Genomic DNA, 11884 nt, shown 5'->3' with positions numbered 1-11884 from the left:
ATGTCCGACACCGCTACCGGGCTGAGGCCCGAGCCGCCGCTGCTCGAGGTGGCCGACCTGGTCGTCGAGTTCCACACCCGCGACGGGGTGGCCAGGGTGCTCAACGGGGTCAGCTACCACGTCGACGCCGGCGAGACGCTGGCCGTTCTCGGCGAGTCCGGGTCCGGCAAGAGCGTCACCGCGCAGGCGGTCATGGGCATCCTCGACACCCCGCCCGCGGTGGTGCGCGGCGGGGAGATCCGCTACCGCGGCGAGAACCTGCTGACCGCCACCCCCGAGCGCCGCACCGGCGTGCGTGCCCAGGGCATCGCGATGATCTTCCAGGACGCGCTGTCCGCGCTGAACCCCGTGTTCACCGTCGGCTTCCAGATCGAGGAGCAGCTGCGGGTCCGCCTCGGCATGACCCGCAAGGAGGCCCGCGCCCGCGCGGTCGAGCTGCTCGACCTCGTGCGCATCCCCCACGCGCGGCGCCGGGTGCGGCAGTACCCGCACGAGTTCTCCGGCGGCATGCGCCAGCGCGCGATGATCGCGATGTCGCTGGCCCTGGACCCCGAGGTGCTGATCGCCGACGAGCCGACCACCGCGCTCGACGTCACCGTGCAGGCCCAGATCATGGACCTGCTCGCCGAGATCCAGGCCGAGCGGCGGATGGGCCTGATCCTCATCACCCATGACCTGGGCGTGGTCGCGGAGGTGGCCGACCGGATCGCGGTGATGTACGCGGGCCGGATCGTCGAGTACGCCGACGCGGTGTCGCTCTACCGCATGCCGGGCCATCCCTACACCGCCGCGTTACTGCAGTCGCTGCCGCGACTGGACCAGAAGGGTGCCGAGCTGAACACCATCAAGGGTCTCCCGCCGAGTTTGCTCGCGATTCCGTCCGGTTGCCCCTTCCATCCGAGGTGTCCGAAGGCGCAGGATCTCTGCCGGGTCGACAAGCCCGGGGACCACCGTCTCGGGCTGGGCAGGACGAGCAAGTGTCATTTCGCGGAGGAGCTGGTGCGTAGTGTCTGAGCAGACGCTGCCTGACCGGGCCTTCGTCGATGCTGCCCGCGAGCCGGTCCTCGAGGTCCGCGACCTGGTCAAGCACTTCCCGGTGCGGGTGGGGGTGCTGTTCAAGCACACGATCGGCCACGTGCGCGCGGTCGACGGCGTCTCCTTCGACCTCCACCGAGGCGAGACGCTCGGCGTGGTCGGCGAGTCCGGCTGCGGCAAGTCGACCCTGGCCCAGGTGCTGATGCGCCTCGAGCCGCCCACCAGCGGCTCCGCCCGGTACGAGGGCCGGGACATCTTCGCGATGCGCGGTGCCGAGCTGCGCAAGCTCCGCCGGAGCATCCAGATCGTGCTGCAGGACCCGTACACGTCGCTCAACCCGCGCATGACGGTCGGCGACATCGTCGGTGAGCCGTTCGAGATTCACCCGGAAGTGGCGCCGAAAGGGTCGCGCGCGGCGAAGGTCCGCGAGCTCCTCGACGTGGTCGGGCTCAACCCCGAGCACCTCAACCGCTACCCCCACCAGTTCTCCGGCGGGCAGCGCCAGCGCATCGGCATCGCCCGCGCGCTGGCCCTGCGCCCGGCCGTCATCATCTGCGACGAACCGGTGTCCGCATTGGACGTCTCGATCCAGGCGCAGGTGATGAACCTGTTGGGAGAGCTGCAGTCCGACCTCGGGTTGTCCTATGTGTTCATCGCGCACGACCTGTCGGTGGTGCGCCACCTGTCCGACCGGGTGGCGGTGATGTACCTCGGCAAGATCGTCGAGGTGGGCACCGAGGAGCAGATCTACGCACAACCCATGCATCCCTACACCCAGGCGTTGCTGTCGGCGGTCCCGGTGGCCGATCCCACCGTGCGCGGGCAGCGACAGGTCATCCGTCTGGAGGGTGACGTGCCGAGCCCGGTCGATCCGCCGTCCGGGTGTCGGTTCCGCACCAGGTGTTGGAAGGCGCAGGAGATCTGTGCCGATTCCGAACCCGAACTGGTCGTGCGCGGTGGGGGGCATCCCAGCGCGTGCCACTTCGCTGAGGAAAGATCAGTCGTGCCCTAACTGGAGGGCGGTCGGGGCGGTGTTAGTCGAGCGAGGAGGAAATGCGTGAAACGCAAGACAATGCTGGCATTGCTGGCCGTACCGGTGTTCGCCGTGGTCACGGTCGTGTCGATGCCCAGTGCCGCCGCGCAGCCGGAGCTGTCCGGTAAGACGGTCGAGTACAGCGTGCTCGCCCGGGACGGCGTCGCCGCAGGCAAGGCGGAGGCGGCGGTCAAGGCCGCGGGCGGCAAGGTCGTCCGCAGCAACCCGGCCGTCGGGCTGGTCACCGCGACCGCCCCGGAGAACGGCTTCAGCCAGCGGCTGGCCGGGTCGCAGGACGTGCTGTACGCCAGCCGCACCCGGGTCATCGGGCAGTCGCCGGACCGCGCCGCCGACAAGCGGGTGGTCAAGGAGGCCCAGGAGAAGGGTGCCAAGGGCGCGAAGGCCAAGGCCGCGCCGAAGGCCGGGATGGACCCGCTGGACGGTCAGCTGTGGGGCCTCACCGCGGTCCGCTCGAACCTGTCGCGCACGGAGCAGCCTGGTGACCGGCGGGTCAAGGTCGGCATCCTCGACACGGGTGTCGACGGCAGCCACCCGGACATCGCGCCGAACTTCGACGCCGCGCTGTCCCGCAACTTCACCCACGACATCCCGACCGACGAGCTCGGCCAGGTCGTCGACGGCCCGTGCGAGTTCCGCGGCTGCGTCGACCCGGCCAACTGGGACGACGGCGGGCACGGCACGCACGTCGCCGGCACCATCGCCGCGGCCGCCAACGGCTTCGGTGTCTCCGGTGTCGCGCCGAACGTGTCCATCGTGAACATCCGCGGTGGCCAGGACTCCGGCTTCTTCTTCCTCCAGCCGGTCGTCGACGCGCTCACCTACGCCGGTGACTCGGGCATCGACGTGGTCAACATGTCGTTCTTCGTGGACCCGTGGCTGTACAACTGCCCCGACAACCCGGCCGACTCGCCGGAGGAGCAGGCGCAGCAGCGGACCATCATCACGGCGATGACCCGGGCGCTGAACTACGCCCACCGCAAGGGCGTGACCAACGTGGTGGCGCTCGGCAACCAGCACGAGGACAACGGCAACCCGCTGCCCGACCGGACCAGCCCGGACTTCCCGGACAACACCGCGAAGGTGCGCACCGTCGACAACGCCACGTGCCGGAGCCTGCCGGTCGAGGGCCCGCACACGATCGGCGTGTCGGCGCTCGGCCCGTCGGGCGGCAAGGCGGACTTCTCGAGCTACGGTCTGGAGCAGATCTCGGTGTCCGCGCCGGGTGGCTACTTCCGCGACTACTTCGGCACGCCGCGGTTCCGCACCAACGAGAACCTGATCCTCTCGACGTACCCGAAGAACGTGGGCGTCGCGGACGGCAACATCGACGCCGACGGCAACGTGACACCCGACGGCGTGGCGGTCGGCGTGCAGAAGGCGTGCAAGGCCAACGGGGCCTGCGGGTACTACCAGTTCCTGCAGGGCACCTCGATGGCCTCGCCGCACGCGTCCGGCGTCGCCGCGCTGATCGTCAGCGAGTACGGCCGGTACAGCGGCAACAAGGTCACCATGGATCCGGACAAGGTGCAGCGCGTCCTCGAGGGCACCGCGTTCGAGACCCCGTGCCCCGAGCCGAGGACGGTCGACTACCTCGACGAGGGCCGGGACGCGACGTTCACCGCGACGTGCCAGGGTGACAAGAACTTCAACGGTTTCTACGGCAACGGCGTCGTCGACGCCTGGGCGGCTGTCACCCAGGGTGGGCGGTACGCGCACTAGTTTTCCAGCTGTTCGACAGGAACGCCCCGGGTCTTGGCAGGCCCGGGGCGTTCCGCTGGGTTGGCTTGCTGTCTCCCGAATCCGGCCGGCCGCACGGGTGAAGTTCGAGGCCGGTCGCCGGTGCCGCGGTCAGCGGTTCGAGGCGTCCGTTACGAAATCGGCCAGGTCCTTGGACTGTTGGATTCGCGAGGGCTCGTGCACGTACATCATGTGGCCCGCCTCGTAATAGGCGCTCGAGATGTTCCCGCGCAGCTCCTCGGGAATGTTCAGGTGCGCCAGCACGTGCTCGGACGCGAAGTACGGTGTCGCGCCGTCGAGGTAGCCGAAGGCCACGTGCACCTTCAGGTGCTGGTTCGCGCGCATCGCGGCGGAGAGCTTGTCCGTGACGGTCACGTGGGCGTTCTCGAACTCCTTGTACGACCACGTGTTGTTGACGCCCGTGCTCAGCACCTCGTACGGCAGGTCGTTCGGGTAGTCCAGCTCGGACCGCAGGTAGTGGTTCAGCGCCGCCGTGTACGCGCCCATGACCGCCGCGCTCGACGGGTCGTCGTCCATGTGCTCGCGGCCGTAGTCCGGGCCCCAGCCGGTGAACCGCGAGTCGAGCCGGCCGACCACCAGGCGCCTGTGCCGCAACAGCTCCGTGAAGAACCGCACGTGCTCGACGCGCAGGTCCACCCGGTCGACGTAGTCCTCGGACAGCCCGGTGAGCGCCGCGATCCGGGACACCGTCGCCGCCCGCTCCTCAGTGGACAGACGGCTGCCCTGCGCGAGCGCCCACGGGTAGTCGCGCGCGGCGAAGTCCTCGGCCTCGGACAGGACCTCCTCGAGCGGCCGGTCGCCGAGCAGGCCGTGGTAGTGCCCGATCGCCGCGTAGGTCGGCAGGAACAGCGCGTACGGCAGGTCGTTGCCGACGGTGAAGTCCAGCGTCGCGAAGTCGAGCACCGCGGAGATCAGCATCAGCCCGTTGAGGTACATGCCGTACCGGTTCTGCAGGTGGTGCGCGAGCCCGCCGGCGCGGGTGGTCCCGTAGGACTCGCCGGCCAGGAACTTCGGCGACATCCACCGGCCGTTGCGCGACGTCCACAGCCGGATGACCTCGCCGACGGACTCGATGTCGGCCTGGAAGCCGTGGTAGTCGCCGGGCTTCTCACCCTTCACCGCGCGCGAGTAGCCGGTGGACACCGGGTCGATGAACACGAGGTCGCTGTGCTGCAACAGCGTCTCGGTGTTGTCGACGAGCCCGTACGGCGGCGGCGCGAGGTCGCCGACGTCGCCGGAGACGACCCGGCGCGGGCCGAGCAGGCCGAGGTGCAGCCAGACGCTGGACGAGCCGGGCCCGCCGTTGAACGCGAAGGTCACCGGGCGCTTGGCCGGGTCCGCACCGTCCAGTGTGTACGCGGTGAGGAAGACCTCGGCCTTGGGCAGGTACCCGTCGAACTTGCCGTCGGTGAGCACCTCCTTGCGCAGCACGACGCGGCCGGTGGTGGCGGTGTAGTTCAGCTTGCGGCGTTTGACCGTGAGCGAGTGCGAGGTGGTGACGAGGTCATCGGTCGGTTCCGCCGGCTTCTCCTCGGTGGTGGACTCGGGTGGTGCCTCGTCAGTCGTCGCCATGATCCGCACCCTACGTGTTCTGATCAGCCGGGTGCCAAGCAGAATCAGCATGTGTCCGACCTGGCCTCGCTCGACCTGCAGGTGACCCGGTGCCGCGCGTGCCCGCGGCTGGTGGCCTGGCGCGAGGAGGTGGCCAGGGTCAAGCGCGCGGCCTTCGCCGACCAGGAGTACTGGGGCCGGCCGGTCCCCGGCTTCGGCCCCGCGGACGCCCCGCTGGCGATCGTCGGCCTCGCGCCCGCGGCCCACGGCGCCAACCGCACGGGCCGCATGTTCACCGGCGACCGCTCCGGCGACGTCCTCTACGCCGCGCTGCACGCCGTGGGCCTGGCCTCCCAACCGACGTCGACCCACCTCGGCGACGGCCTGGAGCTCCACGGCGTCCGCATCACCGCGCCGGTCCGCTGCGCCCCGCCGGCGAACAAGCCCACGCCGCGGGAACGGGACAACTGCCGCCCGTGGCTCGCGCGCGAGCTGTCGCTGCTGCCGGTGCGCGCGATCGTGGTGCTGGGGGCGTTCGGCTGGCAGGCGTTGCTGCCGGTCCTGTCCGAAGCCGGCTGGCACGTGCCGACGCCGCGCCCCCGCTTCGGCCACGGCGTCGAGGTCGAGCTCGCCGGCCCGCGGCCGCTGCACCTGCTGGGCTGCTACCACGTGAGCCAGCAGAACACCTTCACCGGAAAGCTCACCCCAGCGATGGTCGAGACCGTCCTGGCCCGGGCGAAGGAACTCGCGGGCCTGTAAAGGCCTGAGCATTCCGTCACCGAAGGGGCACCCTTCGCGAGCGCAGGCCAGTCCGTCGCGCCGAGTGGGTTTGTTCGGACAACTCCTGGCGGGCACAAGAAATCACCGGGAATGCACAGGCCGGGCACAGCAGGCGCCGTCGGCAGATATCGACTGGATAAAGTCCCGCCGTTCGGTGAATCGGTGAGGCATGCTGCGGGGGATGAGAAGCTCCCGGGTCGCCGTTCTGTGCACGGTCGCCGCATTGCTTCTGTTCGCGGTCATCGCCGCGCGGGGGACGTCGGCCGTGCCCGGCACCCTGCGGGACGTGCCGTTGGAGCGGGGCGTCGGCGGCGGTGTCCCCATGCACGGGTCCAACACGGACAAGAACGCGTTCCTGGTCGACATCACCGACGAGCTCGGGCTGGTCCAGACCTCCTTCGTCATCATCGCGTTGATGCTGCTGCTCGTCGCCTTCTCCCTGCTGCTCCGCCGCGTCCGCCGCCTCCGCAAGCGCAAGCAGCGGCTGGGTGTCGGGGTCGAGACCCACGAGGAACTGGGCGCGCTCGAGGTCACCATGCCGATGCGGCTGCGCAAGGCCGCCGAACGGGCCCGCGGCGAGCTCGCCCAGCGGCGGGGCGGCGCGCCGGGCGACGCGGTCATCGCCGCCTGGCTGCGGCTCGAGGAGGCCGCCGCGCACGAGGGCGCCGGCCGCGAGCCCCACCAGACCGCCACCGAGTTCACCGCCGCGCTGCTCGCCCACTACCTCACCAGCGAGCCGGCCCTCGACGAGCTCCGCACCCTCTACCAGCGCGCCCGCTTCGGCCCGCCCGGCCAGGTCGGCGACGCCGAGGCCGACGCCGCGCTCGCCGCCCTCGACCGGATCCTCAACGCCCTGGCAGCCAACAGCAGTCCCGCGGGGAGCCCCGCGTGAGCCCACTGCGCGCCACCCTCCTCGCCGTCCTGGCCGCCGTCGCGGTGGCGGTCACCGCCGTCGCCGCCATGGGCACGCCCGTCCCGTGGGCGGTCCTGCTCTCCCTCCCGGCCGGCGCCGCGGTGCTGCTCACCGCCCTGTTCTCCGGCGCGTTCGACGCCGACTGGACACCCGAGCCCGACCTCCCCGCGGCCAGCGTCTGCCTGCACGCGAGCTCCCTCACCGACCGGCTGACCCAGGCCGCCGGCGACCCTTACCGCTTCACCTCACGCGTCCAGCCGCGGCTGCGCAGGCTCGCGGTCAGCGCGCTGCGCCGCCACCCCGACACCAAGGACCTCGCCGACCTGCACGACCCGCGCGCCCGCGACCGGCTCGGCGCCGACCTGCACCGGCTGCTCACCGCCCCCGACGCAAGCCTGCCCAAGCCCGCTGAGCTCGCCGCGCTCGTGCGGCGCCTGGAGGAACTGCTATGACCTCACCGTCCACAGTGGACAACGTGCCGACGCCCGAGGTGATCCGCGCCGAGTCGGCCGCGGTGCTCGACGCGGTCGCCGGCGTGGTCGTCGGCCGGCAGCGCACGGTCCGGCTGGCGCTCGCCGCCGTGCTGGCCGGCGGGCACGTGATGTTCGAGGACGTCCCCGGGCTCGGCAAGACCCTCATGGCGCACACCCTCGCCCAGGCGCTCGGCCTGGACTTCCGGCGCATCCAGTGCACCCCCGACCTGCAGCCGGCCGACATCACCGGCTCGTTCATCTACGACCCCACCGAGCGGGACTTCAGCTTCCGCCAGGGCCCGGTCTTCGCCGGCATGCTGCTGGCCGACGAGATCAACCGCACGCCACCGAAGACGCAGGCCGCGCTGCTGGAGGCCATGCAGGAGCGCCAGGTCACCGTCGAGGGCCGCACCTTCCCGCTGCCCAAGTCCTTCCACGTGCTCGCCACCGCCAACCCCATCGAGTACGAGGGCACCTACCCGCTGCCCGAGGCCCAGCTCGACCGGTTCCTGCTGCGCCTGGACGTCGGCTACCCGCCGCCGGAGGAGGAGGCCGAGGTGCTCCGCCGCCGGATCGCCCGGCAGCGCGAGGCCGTGGTGATCGAGCCGGTGATCGACCCGACCCGGCTCGCCGAGCTGCAGGCCGGCCTGGAGCGGGTCGAGGTGGACGACGACGTGCTGCGCTACTGCGTCGACCTCGCCGGCTCCACCCGCGGCCACCGCTCGGTCGAGGTCGGCGCCTCCCCCCGTGGCTCGCAGGCGTTGCTGCTGGTCGCGCGCGCCCTCGCGGTGCTGGCCGGCCGCGACTTCGTGCTGCCCGAGGACGTCAAGGAGTGCGCGGTCCCCGCGCTCGCGCACCGGCTGACGCTGCGTGCCGAGACGTGGAGCTCGGGGATGTCCGGCGAGCAGGTCGTCGAGGAGATGCTCGGCGCCGTGCCCACCCCCAGCACGACCCGGTCCCGGCGTTGACCTCCTTCGAGCAGCAGGCGGCCATGCTGGAGCGCCGCCAGCGGGGGCTCGGCCACCGGGCGCGCCGCTGGTTCCTCGGCCGGCGGGAGGTGCGCACCCATGGCTGGCGGCGCACCGACGCGCTGGTCCGGGCGATCGCGTGCGGCTTCGGGCTCGCCGTCGCCGGCGTCGTGCTGCACCGCCTGGAGCTGCTGCTCGTCGGCGCGCCGCTACTGGTCAGCGTGTTGCTCGTGACACCGCCGACCGGCCGGCCGAAGGTCGAGGCGACGCGCCTCGCGGACACCGTCGACGCCGGTCGCAGGAGCCGGGTGACCGTGGCGATGGAGCCGGGCGAGGGCGCGCGGTTCATCGCGCTGCGAATGCCGGTCGCGTCCCGGTCCGGGGTCGGGCCGGTGCACCTGCTGCCGGCGGTCACCGGCGACGTGCACGCGACGATCACCTGGAACACCTGGGGCCTGTCGGACTATCTGCGCCCGGACCACCTGGTGGCGAGCCACGACGGGCTCTACGTGCTCGGCCCGATCGTCGGCCGCACGGCCAACCACACCGTGCTGCCGCCGATCGACCCGCTGCCGGGCGCGCCGGTGCCGCCGCGGGCCGCGGGCCTGGTCGGCGCGCACCGCTCGGCCCGCGCGGGCGACGGCATGGAGCTGCGCGACATCCGGCCGTTCCAGCTCGGCGACCGGCTGCGCCGGGTCGACTGGCGGGTGTCCCTGCGGGCCGCGGCGGCCGGCGGTGGCGTGCTGGCGCCGGGCACGCTGCACGTCCGCGAGCGGCACGCCGAGGCCGACGCCGACCTCGTGCTCGCCCTCGACACCACGCTCGACGTGAGCCGGGAGATCGCCGCCTGGTCGGAGCAGACGGTCGGCGCCGAGACGCGGGTGGGCGGCAGCCTCGACATCGGCGTGCGGGCGGTGACCTCGCTCGCCGCGGCGTTCCTGCGGCAGGGCGACCGGGTGGGGGTCATCGACATCGGGCACCCGCGCGGCGGCGTGCCGGTCGGCTCCGGGCGCCGGCAGCTGCAGCGGATCCGGCACTCGCTGGTGCTCTCCGCGCAGCGCGTGTCGGGCGCGGGGGAGCCGGTGCTGCGGGCGGCGCAGGTGCCGCCGGGCGCGACCGTCGTGGTCCTGTCCCCGTTCCTGGACGACAAGCTGGTCGAGCTCACCGTGCGGGGCGCGCGGCGCGGCAACCTGGTGCTGGCCGTGGACCTGCTCCCGCGGGACCTGGTGCCGGACGACGACACCCCGTGGGGCGAGGCGGTGCGTGGCGTCGTGGTCGCCGAGCAGCGGGTGCGCCTCGCGGTCCTCGGCGAGCACGGCGTCCCGGTCGTGCGCTGGGGCGAGGGCGGCGCGATCGGCGCGCTGCTCCAGTCGGCCCGGCGGCGGCCGCGGGTGCCCCGATGAGCACCGCCGGAATCGCCGGGACCGCCGACGCGCCGCGGCTCGGCCAGGGGCTGCCCGCCTGGACACTGCGTGCACTCGTCGCGCTGAGCGGGACGGGCGTCGTGCTCATCCCGGCGAGCGAGGGGGCCCTGTGGGGGGCGCTGTTCGTCCTCGGCCCCGCGATCCTCGCGTCCGTCTACGCGCCCGCCTCGCCCGTGCCGTCGGCCGTGGTGATCGGCGCCGCCGTCCTCGTCGCGCTCACCGGGGACGACCCGCTGCGGCCCGCGGTCCTCGCGATGATCCCCGTCGTCCACCTGTTCCACGTCAGCTGCGGGCTCGCCGGGGTGTTGCCGTCGCGTGGCCGGGTGCACCTGCGTGCCTTGCGCGGCACGGCCGTGCGGTTCGTCGTGGTGCAGGCGGTGGTGTTCGCGTTGGCCGGGCTGGCCGCGCTGATGCCGGTCGGGCCGACGCCGGCCGTGCTGGAGGTCACCGCGCTGGTGGCGCTGACGGCGATCGCGCTGGTCATCCTGCTCTGGCACCGGCAGCGCCGCGACCACTCTCACACGGGGGCAGGCGGGCGTGGCGACGGTGGAGGTGCCACCATGGACTCATGGGGCGAGGGAAATCCGCACCGACCCGGATCTTGATTCTCGGCGGTGGTTACGTCGGGCTGTACACGGCACTCGGCCTGCAGCGCAAGCTGCGCGGCAACGAGGCCTCCGTCACGGTCGTCGACCCGCAGCCGCACATGACCTACCAGCCGTTCCTCCCGGAGGCGGCGGCCGGCGCCATCGAGCCGCGGCACGTGGTGGTGCCGCTGCGTCGCGCGCTCAAGCGCTGCCACGTCCTCACCGCACGCGTCACCAAGATCGCGCACGGTGACAAGACGGTCACCATCGAGGCGCCGGACGGCCATCTCGAGGAGCTCGAGTACGACGTGCTCGTCGTGGCGCTCGGCTCGGTCGCCCGGCTGATGCCCATTCCCGGGCTCGCCGAACAGGGCATCTCGTTCAAGACCATCGGCGAGGCCATCTACCTGCGCAACCACGTGATGTCCAAACTGGACGCCGCCAGCAGCACAGTGGACCCCGAGCTGCGCCGCAAGCTGCTCACGTTCACCTTCGTCGGCGGCGGGTTCGCCGGCATCGAGGCGCTCGGCGAGCTCGAGGACATGGCCCGCTACGCCATTCGTTACTACGAGAACATCGAGCCCTCCGACCTGCGCTGGGTGCTCGTCGAGGCCGCCGGGCGGATCCTGCCCGAGGTGCGCGAGAGCCTCGGCGTCTACACCGTCCTGCAGCTGGAGCGGCGCGGCATCGAGGTCTATCTGTCCACTCTGGCGAAGTCGTTCGAGGACGGTCACGTGGTGCTCTCGGACGGCACCGAGTTCGACAGCGACACCATCGTCTGGACGGCCGGCGTCAAGGCCAACCCCGTGCTCGCCGCCTCGGACTTGCCGATCGACGGCCGCGGCCGGGTGCGCGCCACCGCCACGTTGCAGGTGGACGGTGTGGCCGACGCGTGGACCGCGGGCGACAACGCCGCGGTGCCCGACCTGTCGCGCACCGACGAGGACCCCGACGCGCTGTGCGCGCCCAGCGCCCAGCACGCCGTGCGCCAGGCCACCGTGCTGGCCAAGAACATCGTCGCCGTGCTGCGCGACCGCGCGCCCAAGCAGTACTTCCACAAGAACGTCGGCTCGGTCGCGAGCCTGGGCCTCCACAAGGGAGTCGCCGACGTCTACAACATCAAGGCCAAGGGGTTCATCGCCTGGGCGATGCACCGCGGCTACCACGTGGCGCGGGTGCCCACGTTCAACCGGAAATTCCGCGTAGTAGCCGACTGGTTACTGAGTGGACTGTTACGGCGTGAGGTCATCTCGATGGGCCAGATCAACAATCCGCGGGCCGAGTTCGACCGCGTGTCCCGGGACTGACTCGCGCAAATTCTCCGCAGCCGGACGGCGTTGC

Annotated in this window: 11 protein-coding genes; 10 read left to right on the top strand and 1 reads right to left on the bottom strand. The window is 71.9% G+C overall.

From position 1 onward, the window contains the following. Genes VGD70_RS16635 through VGD70_RS16625 form a run of 3 tightly spaced genes read left to right on the top strand, consistent with a single transcriptional unit; the run spans window position 1 to window position 3808 of the window. Window positions 1-1014 (top strand): ABC transporter ATP-binding protein, encoded by a 1014-nt coding sequence (locus tag VGD70_RS16635; RefSeq protein ID WP_331082371.1) that lies wholly within the window; start codon window positions 1-3, stop codon window positions 1012-1014. Further along, window positions 1007-2047 carry a dipeptide ABC transporter ATP-binding protein gene (locus VGD70_RS16630; protein ID WP_331082370.1) on the top strand — a complete coding sequence of 347 codons (1041 nt, stop codon included), beginning with the start codon at window positions 1007-1009 and terminating at the stop codon, window positions 2045-2047. Before VGD70_RS16635 ends, VGD70_RS16630 begins: the two co-directional genes overlap by 8 nt. A gap of 60 nt (window positions 2048-2107) precedes the next feature. Continuing rightward, entirely contained in the window at window positions 2108-3808 is a 1701-nt protein-coding gene (locus VGD70_RS16625; protein ID WP_331082405.1) for a S8 family peptidase, read from the top strand. Between the two features lie 129 nt (window positions 3809-3937). Here the strand turns inward: VGD70_RS16625 and VGD70_RS16620 are convergent, their stop codons facing one another. Further along, a complete protein-coding gene (locus VGD70_RS16620; protein WP_331082369.1) occupies window positions 3938-5419 on the bottom strand; it encodes a S10 family peptidase in 1482 nt (493 codons plus the stop codon). A 51-nt stretch (window positions 5420-5470) separates the two neighbouring features. Here VGD70_RS16620 and VGD70_RS16615 point away from each other — a divergent pair, with 51 nt between their 5' ends. The 7 genes from VGD70_RS16615 to VGD70_RS16585 all read left to right on the top strand — a co-directional run bounded on the left by VGD70_RS16615 (window position 5471) and on the right by VGD70_RS16585 (window position 11850). Continuing rightward, on the top strand, window positions 5471-6157 hold the full coding sequence (locus tag VGD70_RS16615; RefSeq protein WP_331082368.1) for a uracil-DNA glycosylase: 687 nt from the start codon (window positions 5471-5473) through the stop codon (window positions 6155-6157). A gap of 202 nt (window positions 6158-6359) precedes the next feature. Then, a complete protein-coding gene (locus tag VGD70_RS16610) occupies window positions 6360-7070 on the top strand; it encodes a DUF4129 domain-containing protein (RefSeq protein ID WP_331082367.1) in 711 nt (236 codons plus the stop codon). Beyond that, entirely contained in the window at window positions 7067-7543 is a 477-nt protein-coding gene (locus tag VGD70_RS16605; RefSeq protein WP_331082366.1) for a hypothetical protein, read from the top strand. Before VGD70_RS16610 ends, VGD70_RS16605 begins: the two co-directional genes overlap by 4 nt. Further along, the gene (locus tag VGD70_RS16600; protein WP_331082365.1) at window positions 7540-8532 is read left to right on the top strand and encodes a MoxR family ATPase; all 993 of its coding nucleotides are present in this window, start codon (window positions 7540-7542) and stop codon (window positions 8530-8532) included. Before VGD70_RS16605 ends, VGD70_RS16600 begins: the two co-directional genes overlap by 4 nt. After that, window positions 8529-9935 carry a DUF58 domain-containing protein gene (locus VGD70_RS16595; RefSeq protein WP_331082364.1) on the top strand — a complete coding sequence of 469 codons (1407 nt, stop codon included), beginning with the start codon at window positions 8529-8531 and terminating at the stop codon, window positions 9933-9935. Before VGD70_RS16600 ends, VGD70_RS16595 begins: the two co-directional genes overlap by 4 nt. Then, on the top strand, window positions 9932-10561 hold the full coding sequence (locus VGD70_RS16590; RefSeq protein ID WP_331082363.1) for a hypothetical protein: 630 nt from the start codon (window positions 9932-9934) through the stop codon (window positions 10559-10561). The genes VGD70_RS16595 and VGD70_RS16590 overlap by 4 nt, the downstream gene beginning before the upstream one ends. Beyond that, complete coding sequence (locus VGD70_RS16585) at window positions 10525-11850, top strand: NAD(P)/FAD-dependent oxidoreductase (protein ID WP_331082362.1); 1326 nt, start codon at window positions 10525-10527, stop codon at window positions 11848-11850. Before VGD70_RS16590 ends, VGD70_RS16585 begins: the two co-directional genes overlap by 37 nt. The last annotated feature ends 34 nt before the right edge of the window (window positions 11851-11884 follow it).

Origin of the sequence: Actinophytocola sp., assembly GCF_036402745.1 — a bacterium.
Classification (GTDB): Bacteria; Actinomycetota; Actinomycetes; order Mycobacteriales; family Pseudonocardiaceae; genus Actinophytocola.
The sequence above is the reverse complement of the archived record's forward strand: the minus strand, read 5'-3'. Positions and strand labels throughout refer to the sequence as shown.

What these genes read in the sequence shown, in the direction of transcription:
- VGD70_RS16635 (WP_331082371.1), top strand. Translation starts at nt 1, where the DNA reads ATGTCCGACACCGCTACCGGGCTGAGGCCCGAGCCGCCGCTGCTCGAG.
- VGD70_RS16625 (WP_331082405.1), top strand. Translation starts at nt 2,108, where the DNA reads ATGCTGGCATTGCTGGCCGTACCGGTGTTCGCCGTGGTCACGGTCGTG.
- VGD70_RS16620 (WP_331082369.1), bottom strand. Translation starts at nt 5,419, where the DNA reads ATGGCGACGACTGACGAGGCACCACCCGAGTCCACCACCGAGGAGAAG.
- VGD70_RS16610 (WP_331082367.1), top strand. Translation starts at nt 6,360, where the DNA reads ATGAGAAGCTCCCGGGTCGCCGTTCTGTGCACGGTCGCCGCATTGCTT.
- VGD70_RS16600 (WP_331082365.1), top strand. Translation starts at nt 7,540, where the DNA reads ATGACCTCACCGTCCACAGTGGACAACGTGCCGACGCCCGAGGTGATC.
- VGD70_RS16590 (WP_331082363.1), top strand. Translation starts at nt 9,932, where the DNA reads ATGAGCACCGCCGGAATCGCCGGGACCGCCGACGCGCCGCGGCTCGGC.
- VGD70_RS16585 (WP_331082362.1), top strand. Translation starts at nt 10,525, where the DNA reads ATGGGGCGAGGGAAATCCGCACCGACCCGGATCTTGATTCTCGGCGGT.